We start from the raw sequence: 19105 nt of genomic DNA on the forward strand, positions 1-19105 counted from the left end.
CGACAGTCTTTTTTTCCTGTTAGTCTTGGATCGCTGCGTCCAATGCGACAACAATCATATCGTTGAATGTTGTTTGGCGTTCTTCTGCAGATGTTACTTCACCAGTCAAAAGATGGTCGCTGACAGTCAAAATCGATAGGGCTTTGCGGCCGAATTTAGCTGCTAGCGTATACAATGCGGAAGATTCCATTTCAAGCCCTAGAATTCCGTATTGCGCCCATTTTTCGTGCTCTGCGTGTTCGTTGTAGAATACGTCTTCAGTGAAGACATTTCCGACGCGCAAGTTCAAGCCTTTTTCTTGCCCAGCTGCATAAGCTTTTTGCAGAAGGCCGAAGTCGGCAATCGGTGCATACGTGATGCCGTTAAAAATGATGTCGTTCATTTTCGAATCCGTTGAAGCAGCCTGAGCCAGAATAACGTCACGCACTTTAACGTCTTTGTGGATCGAACCGCAAGTACCGACGCGAATCAATTTCTGCACATCGTATTCTTGCATCAATTCTGTAACATAAATGGAAATTGATGGGACACCCATGCCCGTTCCTTGGACGGAAATGCGCTTGCCCTTATATGTACCTGTGTAGCCGAACATATTACGGACTTCGTTGTACAATGTTACATCTTCAAGGAATGTTTCTGCGATGTATTTCGCACGAAGTGGATCGCCAGGAAGTAAAATCGTATCGGCGATATCGCCTTTTTTAGCATTAATGTGAACACTCATCATAAAACCTCACTTTATTTTAGTCGATTTAATCATACTGTTTTTTTTCACCGAGTGCAATGAAGAGCCTCAACCTGCCTCGTATTCTTCCCACATTCGGTCAAATGTGGAAGCTCGGAGAACTGGATGCGCTTTTTCTTCAAGGTATTGAGAGACTTCTTGAAAATCGGTGCTCGATTTAGGGAAGCTGTGATCCAAAAACATTGCCTCGGCAAATTGGGAATACTCATCCTGCACAAGCTTGCCGCGGTGTTTCAAGGCATATTGATAAAACGAGCGCTTCATAAGAGGCTCCTCCTTTCAGCAAAAAGCCCGGACCGCAGTCCAGGCTGTAAATTATTCGAATAGCTGCACATACTCGCGATAACCTTGTTGTTCCAATTGATCTTTCGGAACGAAACGCAAAGCGGCTGAGTTGATGCAATAGCGCAAGCCGCCAAGTTCAGACGGCCCGTCTGGGAATAAATGTCCGAGATGTGAATCGGCCGAGGCAGAACGCACTTCTGTCCGTCTCATGCCATGGCTCGTATCGAAGTTTTCTTTCACTTCTTCGCCTTCGATCGGCTTGGCAAAACTTGGCCATCCGCAATGCGCGTCGAATTTATCTTTCGAGCTGAACAAAGGTTTGCCCGAAACGATATCTACATAGATACCTTCTTCGAAATGCTGGTCAAACTCACCTTGAAATGGCGGTTCCGTGCCATTCTCCTGCGTAACGTGATATTGCATCGGCGTTAATTTCTGTTTCAACTCGTCTTTCATTTCGATTCCCCCCAATGATTTTGGATAAATGCTTTGCGGCCAGACCCTGTCGCATAGCGGTTGTAGTGAGCAGGATTTTTCTGGTAATAATCCTGGTGGTAGGTTTCGGCCGGATAGAATTCCTTTGCTTCCAAAATATCCGTCGCAATCGGCTTATTGAATTTGCCGGATTGCTCTAATTGCTGCTTGGATTTTTCAGCAGCAATGCGTTGTTCTTCCGTGTGGTAATAAATAGCGGTTTTATAAGAATCGCCACGGTCGAAAAATTGGCCACCTGCATCAGTCGGGTCAATCTGGGACCAAAACACTTCAAGTAATCGCTCATAAGGATAAATATCCGGCTGGAACGTGATTTCAACCGCCTCTCTATGGCCGGTCACATTCGTGCACACTTGTTCATAAGTCGGATTCGGCAAGTCGCCGCCCGTATATCCGCTGACGACCGCTTCGATGCCATCGAGTGTATCAAAAGGCTGTACCATGCACCAAAAGCAGCCGCCGGCAAATGTCGCTTTTTCTGTCTTCATCTTACCCCTCCTCACATTATGGTTGAATCGTAACCAATAGACGGATGTCGTCTTCTTCAAGGTCAAACGAAGTCGCTCGTACTGAAACACCGCCGTTAATCGGAATATCCGTTAGACTTAGCAAAACTTCTTCATCTTTCGGCATTACTTCCATAAATTCTGGAAGGTCAACGGAGTCTCGAAGTAATTTTAACGCTGACTCCGGCGGAATGTCGAGCTGTCCGACTTCAACCGAGCGCTGTTCTAATAGCAAATTGCCATCGGGCAGCACGACCGGGTCAAACGTCAAGAGAATCGGCAAGGTCACGCCGAACACCGTCAATTCGGTCGATAGGCTAACATTGTCAGTCACCGAAAGCCGCAGTGGGATGGGCTGTCCTTCCATCGCATCTGCAATATAGGTGTTTGCAATGCCTTCAAAATCGGCTTTGGTCGTATTGACAACAACCGTATTGCCTTCAGGCGGGGGGCTTGTCTCTGCCTGGTAGGCTTTAAAATCGTCGGATGGTGTCGTGATGAACAATAATAACCCAATGATGGCAAGTAAGTTCAACACCACTAAAACGAAGAAAGCTAAACGCCATTTTTTCATCTTTCCACCTCCTATTCCTGAAAGCTGATGCCGCAGTCCCCCATTGTTTCCGATACACGTTCAGCCATCAAGTCGTAGCCTTTGCTGTTCGGGTGGAAGAAATCGGTATGGTACACAAGATTGTCATTGCCAACAAATAAATCACTGACAGGCACAAAGCAGGCGTGCGGGTCGTCTTCCAAGGTTTCTTCCATGACTCCATTATAGGAGGCGATAATTTCATCAAATTCTTTCACTTCGTCGGTAACCAATGAAAACGGGTTATACAAGCCAATAACAATGAGCGGCGCAGATGGATTCAATGAACGAATAGATGCATAGATGGTCTCGAAGCGTTTCTGATAAAAAACCATCTCTTCGCTGAATGCGTCGACGTTCAATGAAAATAAATCCCGTTTCACGATGCGCATGACGTCATTGCCGCCAATTGTCATAAAGATGTAATCGGAAGCGAGCAAAGGGCCCGATAGTTTGCCTTGCTGGAATAACGCCAGCAATTGATCGCTTCTTCTGCCGCGCTTTGCCGTGTTTTCCAAGGCAATGCCCTCTACTCCCGGCCACTCCGCCATTTCAAGCGCCAAACGTCCAGCATAGCCTCCCCGATTTTCTGTATCCCCCACTCCTTGTGACAAGGAATCGCCAAGAGCGGTGATGATAACGGTCTGCGGGATGAAATTCGGCGGGACCGTGTAAGGGGGAAATTCCACCGCTAATCGCGGAGCCGCTTCTTCTTTGCCGAAATTGAACGTCGAAGCACATCCCGCAAGCACGATCGATAAAACGATGACAATATACAGGATGCGTTTCACGTCTGTCTCTCCTTCGCGAACATTTTCGTTTACCCCGTGTAATACATGAAACCGATGGCGCCGATTCCGGTATGCGTCGAAATGACTGGAGTCGTAAAATCATAGCGGATATCGGCAAAGCCAGTTTCCTTGATTTTTTCACGCAATGGCTCAGCCATTGCTTGGCCGTTCGCCTGGGCGATGCCGACCCCTTTGACGACTTTGCCTTTTGTGCGTTCGGCAAAATCTTTTACTAAATAATCGACCACTTGCTTATGGCTGCGCATTTTCGCGACAGGCGTATATTCGCCGTCATCCAACGAAGCAATCGGCTTGATCTTCAGGAACGAGCCTATCATTGCACGGCCTTTGCCGATGCGTCCGCCTTTAACCAAATTATCGAGCGTGTCGACTACGACATACAATTTCGTGTTGCGACGCACTTGTTCAACGCGTTCGACGATTTCTTCTACTGATTTTCCGTCCATTGCCATCTGTGCGGCTTCAAACACCTGGAACGTTAGAGCATGGGAGATGTAGCGCGAATCGATGACTGTGACATCGCTGTCCGTCAGTTCAGCTGCCGTGCGCGCCGATTCCACTGTACCGCTCATGCCGCCCGTCATATGGATGGAAATGATTTGGCTCCCGTCCTTGCCAAGCTCGTCATACAGTTCTTTAAAAACCCCTGGAGCCGGCTGGGAACTCTTCGGGAATTCATCAGACTCTTTCATCAGTTTCAAAAAAGCTTCCGGTTCCAAATCGACGCGGTCGAGATACGTGCTGCCCCCGATTTGAATCGACAACGGAACAACATGAAGCCCGTATGCGGCTATTTCTTCTGCTTTTAAATCAGCAGTCGAATCCGTTACAATGTGAATTTTCGACATTCGATCACTTCCATTTCATCTACTTATGGGTATTGCTTTATGAAAATTTTACTGAATTGTATCTAAAGCTTGTTCAATGCGGTCTCTTACCACTTGCGCCGCTTTCACGCCCGCAGACTCCAATTGTTCCGGCATAAACGGCTCCAGCACTTGGACCGTTACGCAGGCAGGGCGAATTTGGTTGTTATTGTCTTCCATGATGCGGGACGTGCCTTCAATTGCGATCGGCACAACCGGCACGGCCGCATCTTTTGCGATGCGCATAAAGCCCGCTTTGAAATCTTTAAGCCCCTGGCCTTTGCTTCTCGTGCCTTCGGGAAAAATCAGTATGGAATGACCTTCGCGCAATTTCTCGATCGTATCGGTGACGGACTTGAAAGCACTGCGGCGATCCGTCCGGTCGAGGAAGACGCAGTTCATCTCTTCCATATAAGACGGGATGATCGGGAATTTTTTCACTTCTTCTTTGGAAATAAAGCCGAACGGTTTCGGAATCGATGACAACAAGACCGGAATGTCAAAATTCCCTTCATGGTTACTGACAAACAAGACCGGACCCTCTGGTAAATGTTCGAGCCCGCTCACCTCGACCTGGCTACCGGTGCGCTTCATGATGCCTGATGCCCATTTTTGGGGCTCACTATGGATAAGCCGGCTGTAATCCTGTTGGCTCATTCCTGCCTTGCGCTTTTTGAATTTCGCCAAATTAGTGGCAGCTACCGGCAAATAGCCGAATAGATACGAAAAAGTTCTCGCCGACTTAATCACCTGTTTGTCCTCCTGAACGCTCATACACTAAATAACTGTATGGGATACCGTTTGAATAGTGGCGTTCAGACTCCGATACTAACTTCCATTCCCTGCCGTATTCAGGAAAAAACGTGTCTCCTTCGAATGCTTGGTGAACCAAGGTAATATAAAGCCTATCAGCCACCTTCAAGGCTTCACGAAAGATCTGCTCGCCGCCGATGACCATGACTTCCTCGTGCTGCTCTCTGGCCAACTCAATCGCATCACTTAAGTTATGCGTAATATCTGCACCTTGTGCCGTATACTGCTTGTTGCGCGTTACGATAACATTGCGCCGCTTCGGCAAAGGGCGGCCGATTGATTCGAATGTATTGCGGCCCATTACCATGCCTTTGCCGATGGTGTGTTTCTTGAAATAAGCCAAATCCCCCGGAATATGCCAAGGCAACTGATTGTCTTTGCCAATCACGTGATTTGGGTCATGCGCTACCATTAATGAAATCATCATTTCTCCTCCTTGGCCATTAAACTGCAACAGGCGCTTTGATCCGCGGATGTGGGTCATAGCCCTCGATTTGTATGTCTTCCATGTTCATGTCGAACATCGATTTGCCTTCTGCCAATTTCAATGACGGCAAAGCTTTCGGTTCTCTGCCCAATTGCTCCTGCACTTGCTCTAAGTGGTTCACATAGAGATGCGTATCGCCCGTTGTATGGATAAATTCTCCTGGCTCTAGCCCGCATTCCTTGGCGACCAGATGTGTCAGCAATGCGTAAGACGCGATATTGAACGGCACGCCAAGGAACACGTCTGCGCTTCTTTGGTAGAGCTGGCACGATAATTTACCGTCTGCTACATAAAACTGGAACATGATGTGGCACGGCGGAAGCGCCATGTCATCGATAAATTCCGGATTCCATGCCGTCACCAAATGACGGCGCGAGTCTGGGTTGTTCTTGATCGATTCGATGACATTTTTCAGCTGGTCGATCTGGCCGCCGTCAGTTGCTGCCCACGATCGCCACTGCTTGCCGTAAACTGGCCCAAGGTCCCCGTATTTACTTGCAAACGCATTATCCGCTAGTACCTTTTCCTGAAACAACGTCATTTGCTCTTTATACAGTTCCGCAAATTTCGGATCGCGCTGTGCACGGCGACCAAAATCCTTCATATCCGGCCCGTCGTATTCATCGCTTTCGACCCACTGGGCAAATGCCCACTCGTCCCAGATGTGGTTATTATCCTTCAATAAGGTCTGGACATTCGTATCGCCTTTAATGAACCACAACAGTTCTGAGACGATCAGGCGAAACGCCGTTTTCTTAGTAGTCATGAGCGGGAAGCCTTCCGCTAGGTCAAAACGCATTTGATGACCGAATACGCTAAGCGTGCCGGTTCCTGTGCGGTCTTCTTTTTTGGCTCCTTGATCTAGGATATGTTCACACAACGCTAAATATTGTTTCATGCAATTCCCTCCATTATTAGTAACATCATAACAAAAACAACTCGTATAAGAAAAACTTTAAGAATACCATATGTCTAGAAGCAAGTGGGCGCATGAAAAAAAACCGTTATGATGATAACGGTTTCAGGAAAGCCATTTAGGCGGGGTGTTTTTGGACCAGTAGATATCCCCGATGCTGATGTGTCTCTGGTACTCGTCGCTTGCTAAATGGTAATGGAAATTGAACGAATAGCCTTCGAGCGGTTTTTTCTCAGTGCGGACATGGAAGCGGATTTCGTCTAGCCCGCTATCTTTGTCGTAAACATGGAAAATCTTTTCGGCGTGGTCGCCGGACGGTTTTTCGGAAATCGCCAAATTACGCAATCTGTCTTTGTCATATGCAGCCAGTTCCGTGTCGATGACGTCTTGGATCGTCGGCAAAATGCGCGTACGGAATTCCGAGTCGATCACCGGCCCGATGCGTGAGCCGAATTTTAAGTAAGACTGCTCTTCAGCGGCTTGACGGAAATCGGCTAAAATCGAATCCGTCGTTACATAATATTCTTCTGGGTCAATCCATTCAATTGTGTACTGTTTTGTATCACCTTGGCTTGCGTGTGATTTTGGCTCCCCTTTTTCATCGAGCAAGGATTCCCAAATCATATGGTTCGGTGTAATGGCGCCCAGTGTCAGGACCGCTACTACGACCATCAAGGATTTTTGCCACCAGCTTTTCACATTCATCACCTTCAATTTTGAACATTTTGTCAAGCTTACTATTGTAATAAACGATTTTTGAGTGGAAAGGTTTCATCTTCTTCCAATTCATTGTACAATAAAGCCAGTAAGTACGCCTTGTTTTTTTCAAAAAGGAGGAATTTTCATGGACGCGTCATTATTGATTGGATTGGGTCTATTGTTTATGCTTGTGTATTTGACTTCACTATCCATTACAGACTAAAAAAATCTCCCTTTTTGGGAGATTTTTTTAGTGGGTCTTATCCATTTGTATGACGCCAAAATGAAATTTCGTATTTGGGCGCACACGGCGCTTGAAGCCGAACGCTTCAAAATCGGTCGAGCGGAAGTGCGCTTTCAAGACAACGCTTTTCCTTGCGACGCGCTTCGCTTCCGTTACCCATTCCTCCGTCAATTGGCCATGGTCCGCGTTGTTGCGGAGCGGTGCGAAGTTCGACGCTTCCGCAATCTGTTCAGTGAACATTGGATCCATGTAAACGACATCGAAGCAATCATCATCGAGCGCCTTCAAATAATCGACCGCATGTTGCGTGACGACTTGAATGCGCCTCATCGACTCGTGCAGCTTCGGCATGTCCTGATAATTTTTCAAGCCTTCACGGATGACATGGGCGATGACCGGGTCGCTTTCACAGCCCACCACTCTTCCCCTATCCCCAACGACAAGTGAAGCGATGAGCGCATCACTCGCCATGCCGAGCGTGCAATCGAGGAATGCATCGCCTGCCTCAAGTCCAGACACTTCAATGAGCGGATCGCTTACGAGCGGCCGCTTCGAGCGGAATGCCGCCGAATTGGGATGAAAAAAGAACGGCTCGCTTTGTCCGACTGGATAAAGCTCGAGCCGTTCTTTTTTGCAGACGAGAATGTCCGTCGCTAGTTCATCGTGCAGTTTGTAGATCGGCCGCTTATTGCGCTCGACTGCCTGCAGTCCAAGAAGCTGTGCGGTTTCTTGTGCACGGCGCTTGGTCACATCCGTCGGCCGGTAAGCGGTCGTAACGATCGTCTTCACTGCGCTGCTTCCTCGATCGCTTGTTTCACGGCATCACGCACTTGTTCCATTTCAAAGCCTTCGATTTCTTCGCGCGGAATGAAATGTGCAAGCTGCCCGTCTTTTACAATGGCAATCGAAGGAGAAGATGGCGGCACTTCTTCGAAATACTGGCGCATCTGCGCTGTCGCTTCCTTGTCTTGTCCAGCAAATACTGTTACCAAGTGGTCAGGCTTATGTTCAGCCAATTCCACTGCTTCGCGTACTGCCGGGCGTGCAAGCCCTGCGGCGCATCCGCAGATCGAGTTGATAATTACGAGACTCACGCCTTGTGAATTGCTCATATGTTCGTTGACGTCTTCTGCCGTCGTCAGCTCCGTAAAACCGGATTCGGTCAGTTCTTTGCGCATTGGGACGACAATGCCTTTCATGTACTCATCGTATGCGTTCATATATCTCCCTGCTTTCTTTAATTGATTTCTAGCGAGTTTATTTTACCTCTGCTCTTTTTATTCTAACTTAGTTTATATTTGATTTCATTAAATGGGTATCTTTTCAAAAGTGTTAGTGTTGTTTTTAGAAAAGAATTTCCAATAGCTACATTACGTATATTTAATGATACAATACGTATATTTAATGATACAATAGGTATAATATAAGAGAATTGAAAGGTTGATGGTAAAGTGAGTATTGGGAAAAAAATTGCCGAATTAAGGTTAAACAATAAACCACGACTAACACAAGAAGAACTTGCCCTAAAAATCGGGATATCTCGTGCTTCCTTATCGCACTACGAGAAAGATAGGCGTGAGCCAGATTATCAAACTCTTCAAAAACTGGGAGATTATTTTAATATTTCTATAGATCAAATTTTAGGACGTGAAGACAAAAAAATTCATTATATGACTGACCGAGAAAATTATAAAATGTATTCTGTTACTCCTGAAATATATAACTTTTATAGAGAATTTGATTCTAGTTCAGAAGAGGAAAAAAAAGCTTTACTTGCGGTTTGGGAAATATTAAAAACTAATAGATAATTTTGATGGTAAGTTTAAATAAATAATATTATTTTGTAAATTCAAAAGTTGGAGGTCTTTATTTTGGAAAATTTAAATTTGATATTAAGTATTGCGGCTTCAATACTATCTATTGTTTCAATTGGTTGGAATATTAGTTTACGCAAAGAAATTAATTCATTCAAAGGGGATAAGAATATATCTTCTAGAGGAGATAATTCAATAAACAATACTGGAGATAATTCACACATTAATCGTTAAAGGGGAATTCTTTATGTTTAAACCTAGAGGCAATAGAAATATTGAAGGTGGAGGTGATAATGGAACAAACAATACAGGAGATCACAATCACTTCGGAGATAATCATTTTCATCACGAGAAATCTTTAAATCGCTCATATCTTTATGATTTTTGTTTAAAATTTGCAAACGTGGAAAACCCACCTGAGAATTATAATACCGAATTTGCTAATGATATAAATGATAAAATGTGTCATAACGAAATCGATTTATACAAAGATATTTTTCTCGATTGCGATTTTTATTTAGGAGATGTCGAAACAATACTTGCTGACATCCCTAACAGAGAAAGAATACTTACTAGAATTAATTTTCAATATAAAAAGTTTAAAATGCAATATAAGACCGACAGTAAAGATGAACTATGTGAGCGCGTTTTTGATTATCTGATTACCACAGTGGATAATGATCCTAATGCATTTTCTATTATGGTAGAAGATAGAGATTTAGCTATACACTCTTTAATGTATCATGCATTTGTTAAGTGTAAACTTCTTGACCCTATTCCTACAAAAAAACTTTAAGAAAGGAGAAAATTATGTTACTAATAGACCGTGATTCAAAACCAGAGGAAACAATTTTTTACCTTTCAGCAAGACTACTACTTGAAATTAAAAAAAAGGAAAAAATTAATGTAGTATTCATTGATAGTTTGTATGAAGAAGTTGATTCAAAGCAGCCAGCCTATAAGCATAATCTTTCTTTAAACTTTCTATTTCTTATCAACAAAATCAAAATCGAAAATGGTGATTTAGTCTATGTACCTTAACTCTTTGGTAATTGCTGAAAGTACTCCTGAGCTGAAAATAATAAGAGAGGTTAACTTCAAAATGGGTCTTAATATTATAGTGGATGAAAGTTCATCTCGTAATGAAAAAGGTAATAATGTAGGCAAAACTACATTTTTAAAATTGATTGATATTTGTCTTGGGGCAAAAGATAAAAAATATATATGGACCGATAATGATACTGGTAGTGAAACTACAAAATTGAAAAATTATATCAGTGATAAAAAAGTTTTCGCAGAATTAAAAGTTACTACCTCTGCAAAAAAACAAATTACTTTAAGAGTTGAACTTTTCGATAGAGGCAAACGCTATATCGATGGACAAGTTTATCCACTTACTAGTTATCACGAAAAGTTAAATGAAATTTTCTTTGATATTAGTAGTCCTCCTACCTTTAGACAACTAATTGGTAAGTTTGTAAGAATAAACCAAAAAGAAGATAGCAATACTTTTTTAAAATATTTACATACCAATACCACTGATGTTACCTATCAAAATATATATGAGTTTTTATTTAAATTGTCGTCTCATGAAAGTAGTGCAATAAAATTAGAACTTCAAAACGATATAAAATCATTAAAAAATGATCTTGAGAGAATCATAAAATTGCATAACTTTGCAAACATTAATGATTTATCAGAAAGAAATAGAATAGTAATGAATAGCGTTAAACAATTGCAAAAAAAAGTTAACACGCTAATTAACATAAAAGATTTTGAAAAAAATATTGAAAAAAGTATTTTTATTAAAGACGAATTAAATATCATTAACGATACTATTAACAATATAAATTTTAGAAAAAGTAAGATTGAACAGATCCTCAATGCAGAAGCAGAGCAAGAAAATCTAATAGAAGAAAAACTTCTTCTCGAATTTTATAATGAAATAAATGTAGAAATTGAAAATATTTCGAAAAACTTTGAAGAACTGGTTTCATTCAACAACCAAATAAAGCAAAACAAACTAAGTTACTATAGTAAAAGATTAGAAAGTCTCAATGCTGAACTGAAGAGTATAATTGAGAAAAGAGATTCCTTTATAAATGAAAATAAGAATATTATTAGATTAATTAATGAAGAAAATTATACTGAGTTTGAGAAACTCCATAAAGAATTATTAAATCAAAGTGAACTCTTGGGTGAATTAAATAAAGTTAAGTCAATATATGAATCTTTGACTTCTGATTTAAAGTTAAAAGAGGAAAGATTAGACGAATTTCAAGACTCAGAAGTTGATTCAGATAATCTATCGAAATTTAACGAATATCTTATACAATATAGCTATTTGATTTTTGGACAACGTCTCTATTTAAGCCCTCACTCCCCTTTCCCTGTAAAATTATCGAATGTTGACGATGGCATAGGAACTGGGCATAGAAAAACGATAACACTTTTACTGGATATTGCTTATGTTTCGTTTATAAACGAGTTGAATTTAGATTATCCGAGATTTTTTGTTCATGATGTTATTGAAACTGTCGATAAATATAATTTCCAAAATATCGTTAATTTTATTAATGAAAACAATAGTCAGTTCATATTTGCAATACTAAATGAAAAAATAAGTGATTATCCATTTATTAATGAAACTGATAAACGATTAAAATTATCTATTGAAGACAAATTATTTATGATTTAGTTACGGTATTAATCTTCAAATTGAAGTATTTAAATGATGTAACTTAAAAAGGTAGGCAGCTGAGTAATTAAAGCTGTCTACCTTTTAAAATAAAACAAATTTCAAACTGATTTATAGTGCGCGTTGATATACGACAACATATCCCCAAAACTATCGTAATGAAACCAATCATAGTGCATTTTCTGGTCCACTTCGCCTTCATCGTCGATATGCATCGAATTGGCGCTCAGCTGCAGGATTTCGGTATCTTCCACATCTGTCGGTTCTTGTTCGAACGCGTGATCAGCGAATTTTTTCTTCACCGACTCATAGAACCTGTCGCGCTCTTCTTCTTTTTCGAATTCCCATGATTCGTATTTGCCGCGGCAAAGGACTTCTATTGAATACACTTGTTTATTGTTCACCATTTTCTCTCCTCCAAGTAAAGCGTCGTATTGCTCTTTACCTCAAGGAAGCAGGCGGGAAACATTTGTTTCTTACTTATTGTCTTTCATCGTCTGGCGGGCTTCGGTCATTTGCTTCCATACCGAACCGCGCGCTTCTTCGCCTTGTTCGATGCGGGCGATCGCCATCTTGATCTGAAGCTTCACTTCGAACTCAGGGTCATTTTCCGCATCTTTCAATGCCGGAAGCGCTTGTTCCGTTCCGGTTTCATACAAGAACATTGCGGCACGCCAGCGCACGAGCTTGTTTTTGTCTTTCAAGGTTTCGATCATGATCGGTTCAAACGCCACAAAGCCAAGGTCGCTGATGGTGTCGCCTGCTGTGCGTCGGACTGCCCATGACTTGTCTCTCATCGCCTGTTCAGCGTACGGTACGACCGCTTCGTCGTCGATGTCGCCGAGGTAGATGGCAGCTTGGCGGCGGATCGACATTTTGTCATCTTCCAATGCCTTGCCTAATAACGGCAAATCCTCGAGATCCGCTTCAACCAATTGACCGAGCAATTGGAAGCGCGTCTCCCAGTCGGGTGCGTCGAATTCTTCTAACGACACTCGGCGTTTATTGATTTTGCCAGCCGCTTCATTCGATTCGGTTTTGCTCGTTAAGGATTCCAGACGGTCATCCGGATAGGCCGCTTCGATTTCCTCAACGATGCTTTGGCCAATTTCCGCTTTCTCGCCGTAACGGACGCCGTAATCCGCCCATTTGCGCTGGAAAATGAAGTTTTCATCGGTTGGGTCCATGACTTTATTCATCGCCTGCACAAAGCGCTCTGGCATCGCGAACCGCTCTTCCGATTGCGAATCGAATACTTTCACTTGCAGCGGAATGCCTTTAAATTCCTGGACGTGGACGTATACTTCACCGAAATGCTCATCGATCTCGAGTTCTTCTTCAGCGCCATTGCCTTCGCCGAAGACGCGTCGCACATCGGCAAGAATGCCTTCCCAATCGGATTTCGCGTTGCGTTCGACTGCAAGAAAATCCGCCACATGGTAGACGCCTTTGACGCCATCGATCTCTAAGATTTGCTGGACTTCTTTTGGTGCGCCTTCCGTCTGGTCTTTCTTGTAATTATGGCTTTTCCCGAACGGCAATTCCTGATCGATGATCACTTTCATCGTATTCGGACTTGGTGTCGGTTCAATCGCTAGTATTTTCAAGATAATCCCTCCTGTATAAATTACGCTTCTGCCAGTTCCTGCAAATAGCTCCACCGTTCGATCAATTCATCGTACTCAGCGGTGTAAGCATCGATTTGGTCGGTCAATTCCTGCAGTTTATCAAAATCAGATCCAGCTTTGGACATCTCTGCTTCCGTCTGTTCGATTTTCTCTTCCACTTCCGCGATTTTGTCGAGTATGCCGTCATATTCCTTTTTCTCGAGGAAACTCATCTTCTTCTTTTTTTCGGGTGCCTGCGCTGCAGATACAGCCGTTGTATCATTTGCCACAGTAGCAGCTTGCGGCTCAACTACCGGCTTTTTTTCTTTCAGCCAGTCGGTATAGAGTCCTTGATACTCGTCGACCGTGCCGCTGCCGAGCGTCCATAGCTTTTTCGCGATGCGGTCAAGGAAAAAGCGGTCGTGGGAAATGGTCAAGACGACGCCTGGGAAGTTCTCCAAAAAGTCCTCTAAAACAGATAAAGTTTGGATATCCAAATCGTTTGTTGGCTCATCCAACATCAAAATGTTCGGTTTTTCCATCAATAATTTCAGCAAGTACAAGCGCTTGCGCTCGCCTCCTGACAATTTGCCGATCAAGGTGCCGTGGGCATTCGATGGGAACAGGAAGCGTTCGAGCATTTGCGTCGCAGACAGACGTACGCCTTTTTCCGCTTCGAAATCGCTCGAGACTTCCTGGATGTATTCGATCATGCGCTGGGACTCGTCCATTTCCGGTAAACGCTGCGTGAAATGCGCGATTTTGACGGTACTGCCGTAGTCCAAGGTGCCGCTTGTCGCTTCCAAGTCGCCGGCGATCAATTTCATGAGCGTCGATTTCCCTGCGCCGTTCGGGCCGACGATGCCGATGCGGTCGCCGCCTTGCAAAAGAAAGTCGAAGGAATGGAAAATTTCGCGGTCGCCGTAGGAAACGGCCAAATTTTCCCCTTCAATGATTTTCTTGCCGAGTCGCTGGCTTTGCATCGATAATTCCAGGCTCGTGTTATCGGACGTTGACTGAATGTCTTCCGATAATTGGTCAAAGCGCTGGATGCGCGCTTTTTGTTTGGTACTGCGGGCTTTCGCGCCACGGCGGATCCATTTCAGCTCCGAACGGAAACGGTTGTGCATTTTTTGTTTCGACGCTTCAGCCATTTCTTCGCGCACGGCTTTCGCTTCCAGGTAATCACCGTAGTTCCCTTTATGCGTATACATCGTCTGGTCTGCCAGTTCAAAAATATGTGTCGAGACGGCATCGAGGAAGTAGCGGTCATGCGTCACGAACAGCATGGCGCTGTTCATGCGCAGAAGCGTTTCCTGCAGCCATTCCGTAGAGCCTGCGTCCAAATGGTTGGTCGGCTCATCCAAAAGAATTAAATCAGCCGGTTCGATCAAGGCTTTCGCAAGTGCTACGCGCTTGCGCTGGCCGCCGGACAATTCACTGATCTGCTGGTCGTACATATCGATGCCAAGCTTGGTCAAGGCCGTTTTCGCCAAGGCATTGATGTCCCAGGCGTTTTCGCGTTCCATGCCTTCCTGGATTTTCATCAATTCTTCCTGCAATTGTTCAGACCCTGAGTCGGCGATCATGTTTTGCAGCGCTTTTTCGTATGACCGGTTGAGCGCGAGCAGCGGTGAATCGCCGGAGAAAACCGTCTCGAGGACAGTCAAGGATTCGTCGAATTCGGGTTCTTGCATCAAATAGGTAATGCGGTATTTTTTCGGATGGTCCATTTCCATCGTGTCGGATTCAAGGTCTCCTGCGAGAATTGACAACAGCGTCGATTTACCGGTTCCGTTGACACCGATCAAACCGGCGCGCTCCCCTGGATACAAGGAAAATTCGACATTGGTGAAGAGGGTTTTGACCCCCACTGATTTGCTTAAGTTTGTTACGTGTAAGTGGCTCATTTTTTCCCATCCGTTTCGTTTTGTAGTTGCTCTAGAAAGGATAGCATAAATCGGTGGCGTTCTTCAGCCATTTGCTTTCCGCTTTCGGTCACCATCAACTCTTTTAACAGCAAAAGCTTTTCATAAAAATGAGTCACGCTGCTCGTATCACCGCTCCGGTACTCGCTTTCGGTCATTTGAGTGCGTGCTTGTTCGTCTCGGTCATACAATTTACGGCCTTTTGCGCCGCCGTAAGCAAAAGTTCTGGCGATGCCGATCGCGCCAATGGCATCAAGCCGGTCGGCATCACGGACGATTCTGCCTTCAAGCGTTTCTGGCTCATCATTCGTTCCCCCTTTAAAGGAAACGGTCCGGATGATCGAGCGGATCTCGCTGCGCTCGGTATCTGTCAACTCGAGCTTCTGAAGGATTTCTTGTTCAGGATCTTCTCCTGGTTTCTTGTATTTCGGATCAGAGACATCATGCAATAGCACGGCAAGCTCGATCAATGCCTGGTCGCCGCCTTCTGCTTGCCCGATATGGCGAGCGTTTTCTAGCACCCGCTCGATGTGCTGCCAGTCGTGGCTGGCGTCAAATTGTTCATAGATGCGTTTTACTTGTACGCGGCAATCCGCGATGACTTGGGGATTCATGAATTCTCTCCTTTAAGGTGTCCTGATTCCATTATAACGTGAAAGAGGCCAAAACGCCGCCCTATCGCCGTATTGACCTTATATGCACCATCATGTATAGTTAAGCCATCCATTGGCACTTTAGCTGAGGGTTCGACAATCTGAATATTAGGGGGAAGGTCCATGCACCACGGAATTGTGAAATGGTTCAATTCAGAAAAAGGCTATGGCTTTATTGAATGTGACAACGGTGATGATGTTTTCGTCCATTTTACCGGCATCCAAGGTGATGGTTTCCGATCGTTGCAAGAAGGCGCAGCTGTTTCGTTCGATATTATCGACGGCAATCGCGGGCCACAAGCAGCAAACGTTGTGCAGGACCAACCGTAAAAATTGAAATAGCAAAAGACCCAGGGATTTTTCCTGGGTCTTCTTTTTATTTAAGAACGTGCAGCACTAATAGTAGTTTTAAACTAGTATCCACAAAATCGCAGTCACTAATTGTTTTACTTATTGCCCATTCCCATCTTATTTAATTCTTGTCCTAAAAACTGCAATTGGGTGCCGACTGTGCATTCACTGATGCAAAAGCGATGTGCTGCTGTTTTTCCTTCATCCTTGCGGAGTTGGGCTTTGACAAAGCAGCCTTCGCAATACGTATTGAGCATTTCATCTATTTCGTTGATGATGGATACTTTTTTCATTCGGGTCCCTCCGCAAAATGTCATTCTATTATTCTACTATGAATTTGTTTTTTTCTGCAACACTCGGTATACTGGCTTGGGACATTTTCGTCCTGTAGCGGTTCGAAACTTCCCGCTCTACCAAAACTAAGGAGGAAGCAGTTTGTTTAATGAATTTTTAGGGCTCGGCTTCGCCCTCTTCAATTTTGTGTTATTGCTCATCATGTATAAAGTATTTGGCAAAACCGGGCTTTTCGCCTGGGTAGCGTTCGCCACGATCCTAGCCAATATCCAAGTGACGAAAACGATCGAAATCATCGGATTAACCGCCACGCTCGGCAATAGCTTGTACGCTTCAACTTTTCTCGCGACCGATATCCTCAACGAAAAATACGGCAAGACAGAAGCGAAAAAAGCAGTCTGGCTTGGATTTTCTTCCTTGCTGATCATGGTCCTGACGATGCAATTCGGGCTTCAATTCATTCCGGCGGAAAGCGATTTTGCACACGACGCATTAGAGACGGTCTTTGGGCTGGTGCCGCAGATTGCCATCGCCAGCATGATTGCTTACCTGCTCGCACAGCATATTGACGTCATCGTCTTTTCTGCTTTGCGAAAAATCTTTCCGAAAGACAATCAGTTCTGGATACGCAACAACGGCTCGACCTTGCTCAGCCAATTGATCGATACCTTGATCTTCACATCGATTGCCTTTTTTGGCGTTTTTCCGTTTGACGTCTGGATCCAGATTTTCATTTCGACTTACGTCTTGAAATTCATCGTCTCAGTCCTCGATACACCTTTTGGTTATCTTGCGAAGAAAATCACACCATTCGATGAAAAGGAGGACGCGCGATGATTGAATTATTCGTCGATGCCTCTACTGCTGGAAACGTCAAGGTCAGTGCAGTCGGCGTGTTTTTGAGAGGTGAAGGCCATTCTATCAAATGGAGCGAATATGTCGGTGAAATGGACAATCACCAGGCAGAATTCACGGCGCTCTTAAAAGGGCTTGAGCTCGCACGTCCGCTTGCGACCGGCATGGTGTCCATCAAATCGGATTCGAAACTCGTCGTCGATGCTTTTGAAAAGCGTTTCGTGAAAAATCCGGCTTATAAAACACTACTTGATCAATCGATCTTGATTGCGGATGAATTCGATTATTGCTTCATCAAGTGGATCCCGGATTCGCAGAATAAGGCAGCCCATACACTGGCCAACGACAAACTCAATGAGCATAAATGAAAAAGCAGCCGTTCCTTTGAACGGTTGCTTTTTTCAGATTGTTGAAGAAGTCGATGGTTCGCTCTCAACTATGAAAAAGAGCGTTTTTTCTATTTTCCGCAATCAATGACCTCTCTAAGTATTTGGAGAAGCGTTCGCTCGACTCCAGTGGATCAGCGAGACGACCGAGACCCCGCAAGGCGCGCAGCGGCTGAGGAGGCTTGGGCGCGAGCCCACGGAGTCGTGCGATAAGCTTCGAAAAATACGACTTTATCACTTTCTCGACAACCTAGAAAAAGCAGCCGTTCCTTTTAACGGCTGCTTTTTTGGGACATGTCAGCTACAGCGAATTCTGATATGATAGGGACAGACTGATTTACTGGAGGCTATATATGAGATCGAAATTAGGAACAGCACTCGATATTTTTATCATCCTGATCGGCCCATTCATCATCTATGCCCGTATTGTGGAACTCATCCAAAACGGCATATCGCTCTATCCCTTATTATCTGTCATCATCGTCGGCCTTGCGCTTGCTTTCGCCGTCTATAATTTAGTTCAACTATTGAAAGAACGTCAAAACAGCACTTCCCGCAAAAAATAGCAGAAATGAGGATTTCCCTTGAAAACGCTTTTACTGTATCTCGTTCCATTGATCGTTTATGCATTGATGAATAACCTGGTCAGCGACAGCTTTACTTGGCCACAGTACTTGATGCTGTTGTTCGCTTTTTTAACGTTTCAGCTTGGTCGGTTACGCTATCCGAAGAACGAAGTGCCTCCAGCGGCAAAAGTGACACAGGCCGTTTTTTATATCTTGACGGTCGCCATTATATTCCGAGATAAGTATCTCGACGCCGGGCTAGTCAATTTGATGATTGTTCTTGTCGCCGTGTTCGTCATCGTCGAATGGATTATTGCCAAACCACAACAAAAGACAACTGCGTAAGCAAAAAATGCGAAGCTCCCTGTATGGGGCTTCGCTTTTTTCTATTCATTCAAATCACATACCATAGGACAAACAGTACGACTGCGATGCTGATCCACGTGATGATGCGGACCAAATTGCGTTTTTTGCGCAGCTCTTCTTGTTCTTT

Annotated in this window: 28 protein-coding genes; 10 read left to right on the forward strand and 18 right to left on the reverse strand. The window is 44.2% G+C overall.

Annotated elements, in window-relative coordinates; genetic code table 11:
- Positions 1-19: 19 nt before the first annotated feature.
- From deoD to AY633_RS00810, 13 genes are all read right to left on the reverse strand, one after another.
- A complete protein-coding gene (deoD, locus tag AY633_RS00750; RefSeq protein WP_068462501.1) occupies positions 20-724 on the reverse strand; it encodes a purine-nucleoside phosphorylase in 705 nt (234 codons plus the stop codon).
- Positions 725-793: 69 nt separating this feature from the next.
- Complete coding sequence (locus AY633_RS00755; protein ID WP_068485661.1) at positions 794-1009, reverse strand: YozE family protein; 216 nt, start codon at positions 1007-1009, stop codon at positions 794-796.
- Positions 1010-1060: 51 nt separating this feature from the next.
- Complete coding sequence (msrB, locus tag AY633_RS00760; RefSeq protein ID WP_068485663.1) at positions 1061-1486, reverse strand: peptide-methionine (R)-S-oxide reductase MsrB; 426 nt, start codon at positions 1484-1486, stop codon at positions 1061-1063.
- Complete coding sequence (gene msrA, locus AY633_RS00765) at positions 1483-2013, reverse strand: peptide-methionine (S)-S-oxide reductase MsrA (protein ID WP_068485666.1); 531 nt, start codon at positions 2011-2013, stop codon at positions 1483-1485. Before msrA ends, msrB begins: the two co-directional genes overlap by 4 nt.
- A 16-nt stretch (positions 2014-2029) precedes the next feature.
- Positions 2030-2605, reverse strand: coding sequence for a YpmS family protein (locus AY633_RS00770; protein WP_068485668.1), 576 nt, complete (start codon positions 2603-2605; stop codon positions 2030-2032).
- Positions 2606-2616: 11 nt separating this feature from the next.
- On the reverse strand, positions 2617-3414 hold the full coding sequence (locus AY633_RS00775; protein WP_068485670.1) for a GDSL-type esterase/lipase family protein: 798 nt from the start codon (positions 3412-3414) through the stop codon (positions 2617-2619).
- A gap of 29 nt (positions 3415-3443) precedes the next feature.
- On the reverse strand, positions 3444-4283 hold the full coding sequence (locus AY633_RS00780) for a DegV family protein (protein ID WP_068485672.1): 840 nt from the start codon (positions 4281-4283) through the stop codon (positions 3444-3446).
- Positions 4284-4331: 48 nt separating this feature from the next.
- Positions 4332-5051 carry a lysophospholipid acyltransferase family protein gene (locus tag AY633_RS00785; protein ID WP_068485673.1) on the reverse strand — a complete coding sequence of 240 codons (720 nt, stop codon included), beginning with the start codon at positions 5049-5051 and terminating at the stop codon, positions 4332-4334.
- Positions 5044-5538 carry a dihydrofolate reductase gene (locus AY633_RS00790; RefSeq protein ID WP_068485675.1) on the reverse strand — a complete coding sequence of 165 codons (495 nt, stop codon included), beginning with the start codon at positions 5536-5538 and terminating at the stop codon, positions 5044-5046. Before AY633_RS00790 ends, AY633_RS00785 begins: the two co-directional genes overlap by 8 nt.
- A gap of 19 nt (positions 5539-5557) precedes the next feature.
- On the reverse strand, positions 5558-6499 hold the full coding sequence (locus tag AY633_RS00795) for a thymidylate synthase (RefSeq protein WP_068485677.1): 942 nt from the start codon (positions 6497-6499) through the stop codon (positions 5558-5560).
- Positions 6500-6622: 123 nt separating this feature from the next.
- Positions 6623-7216, reverse strand: coding sequence for a YpjP family protein (locus AY633_RS00800; protein WP_068485680.1), 594 nt, complete (start codon positions 7214-7216; stop codon positions 6623-6625).
- A gap of 250 nt (positions 7217-7466) precedes the next feature.
- Positions 7467-8249 carry a class I SAM-dependent methyltransferase gene (locus tag AY633_RS00805; RefSeq protein ID WP_068485682.1) on the reverse strand — a complete coding sequence of 261 codons (783 nt, stop codon included), beginning with the start codon at positions 8247-8249 and terminating at the stop codon, positions 7467-7469.
- Positions 8246-8680 (reverse strand): BrxA/BrxB family bacilliredoxin, encoded by a 435-nt coding sequence (locus AY633_RS00810; protein ID WP_068485685.1) that lies wholly within the window; start codon positions 8678-8680, stop codon positions 8246-8248. Before AY633_RS00810 ends, AY633_RS00805 begins: the two co-directional genes overlap by 4 nt.
- 231 nt (positions 8681-8911) lie before the next feature.
- On the opposite strand from AY633_RS00810, the gene AY633_RS00815 reads away from it, so the two are divergent.
- The 5 genes from AY633_RS00815 (at position 8912) to AY633_RS00830 (ending at position 11972) form a co-directional block, all read left to right on the forward strand.
- Entirely contained in the window at positions 8912-9268 is a 357-nt protein-coding gene (locus tag AY633_RS00815) for a helix-turn-helix domain-containing protein (protein WP_068485687.1), read from the forward strand.
- Between the two features lie 63 nt (positions 9269-9331).
- Positions 9332-9508: a hypothetical protein gene (locus AY633_RS16520; RefSeq protein ID WP_186008729.1), complete on the forward strand. Its 177-nt coding sequence runs from the start codon at positions 9332-9334 to the stop codon at positions 9506-9508.
- A 13-nt stretch (positions 9509-9521) separates the two neighbouring features.
- A complete protein-coding gene (locus tag AY633_RS00820) occupies positions 9522-10070 on the forward strand; it encodes an ABC-three component system protein (protein ID WP_068485689.1) in 549 nt (182 codons plus the stop codon).
- Between the two features lie 14 nt (positions 10071-10084).
- Positions 10085-10315 carry an ABC-three component system middle component 6 gene (locus tag AY633_RS00825; RefSeq protein WP_068485691.1) on the forward strand — a complete coding sequence of 77 codons (231 nt, stop codon included), beginning with the start codon at positions 10085-10087 and terminating at the stop codon, positions 10313-10315.
- Between the two features lie 4 nt (positions 10316-10319).
- Positions 10320-11972 (forward strand): hypothetical protein, encoded by a 1653-nt coding sequence (locus tag AY633_RS00830; RefSeq protein WP_186008730.1) that lies wholly within the window; start codon positions 10320-10322, stop codon positions 11970-11972.
- 101 nt (positions 11973-12073) lie between these two features.
- Here the strand turns inward: AY633_RS00830 and AY633_RS00835 are convergent, their stop codons facing one another.
- The 4 genes from AY633_RS00835 to AY633_RS00850 all read right to left on the reverse strand — a co-directional run bounded on the left by AY633_RS00835 (position 12074) and on the right by AY633_RS00850 (position 16121).
- A complete protein-coding gene (locus AY633_RS00835; protein ID WP_068485695.1) occupies positions 12074-12379 on the reverse strand; it encodes a hypothetical protein in 306 nt (101 codons plus the stop codon).
- 69 nt (positions 12380-12448) lie between these two features.
- Positions 12449-13579 carry a conserved virulence factor C family protein gene (locus tag AY633_RS00840; RefSeq protein WP_068485697.1) on the reverse strand — a complete coding sequence of 377 codons (1131 nt, stop codon included), beginning with the start codon at positions 13577-13579 and terminating at the stop codon, positions 12449-12451.
- 20 nt (positions 13580-13599) lie between these two features.
- Complete coding sequence (locus AY633_RS00845) at positions 13600-15489, reverse strand: ABC-F family ATP-binding cassette domain-containing protein (protein WP_068485699.1); 1890 nt, start codon at positions 15487-15489, stop codon at positions 13600-13602.
- The gene (locus AY633_RS00850) at positions 15486-16121 is read right to left on the reverse strand and encodes an HD domain-containing protein (RefSeq protein ID WP_068485701.1); all 636 of its coding nucleotides are present in this window, start codon (positions 16119-16121) and stop codon (positions 15486-15488) included. The genes AY633_RS00845 and AY633_RS00850 overlap by 4 nt, the downstream gene beginning before the upstream one ends.
- Before the next feature lie 162 nt (positions 16122-16283).
- Between AY633_RS00850 and AY633_RS00855 the strand changes: the two genes are divergently transcribed.
- A complete protein-coding gene (locus AY633_RS00855; protein WP_058380613.1) occupies positions 16284-16490 on the forward strand; it encodes a cold-shock protein in 207 nt (68 codons plus the stop codon).
- Between the two features lie 116 nt (positions 16491-16606).
- On the opposite strand, the gene AY633_RS00860 is transcribed toward AY633_RS00855, so the two are convergent.
- Entirely contained in the window at positions 16607-16804 is a 198-nt protein-coding gene (locus tag AY633_RS00860; RefSeq protein WP_068485703.1) for a zinc-finger domain-containing protein, read from the reverse strand.
- A gap of 142 nt (positions 16805-16946) precedes the next feature.
- Here AY633_RS00860 and AY633_RS00865 point away from each other — a divergent pair, with 142 nt between their 5' ends.
- The 4 genes from AY633_RS00865 (at position 16947) to AY633_RS00880 (ending at position 18957) form a co-directional block, all read left to right on the forward strand.
- Positions 16947-17642: a queuosine precursor transporter gene (locus tag AY633_RS00865; RefSeq protein ID WP_068485705.1), complete on the forward strand. Its 696-nt coding sequence runs from the start codon at positions 16947-16949 to the stop codon at positions 17640-17642.
- Positions 17639-18028, forward strand: coding sequence for a ribonuclease HI family protein (locus tag AY633_RS00870; RefSeq protein WP_068485707.1), 390 nt, complete (start codon positions 17639-17641; stop codon positions 18026-18028). Before AY633_RS00865 ends, AY633_RS00870 begins: the two co-directional genes overlap by 4 nt.
- Before the next feature lie 371 nt (positions 18029-18399).
- Complete coding sequence (locus AY633_RS00875; RefSeq protein ID WP_068485709.1) at positions 18400-18612, forward strand: hypothetical protein; 213 nt, start codon at positions 18400-18402, stop codon at positions 18610-18612.
- An 18-nt stretch (positions 18613-18630) separates the two neighbouring features.
- Positions 18631-18957, forward strand: a complete 327-nt coding sequence (locus AY633_RS00880) for a hypothetical protein (RefSeq protein ID WP_068485711.1) — start codon at positions 18631-18633, stop codon at positions 18955-18957.
- Positions 18958-19105 lie beyond the last annotated feature (148 nt).

Source organism: Planococcus maritimus (assembly GCF_001592825.1).
Lineage (GTDB): Bacteria > Bacillota > Bacilli > Bacillales_A > Planococcaceae > Planococcus > Planococcus maritimus_C.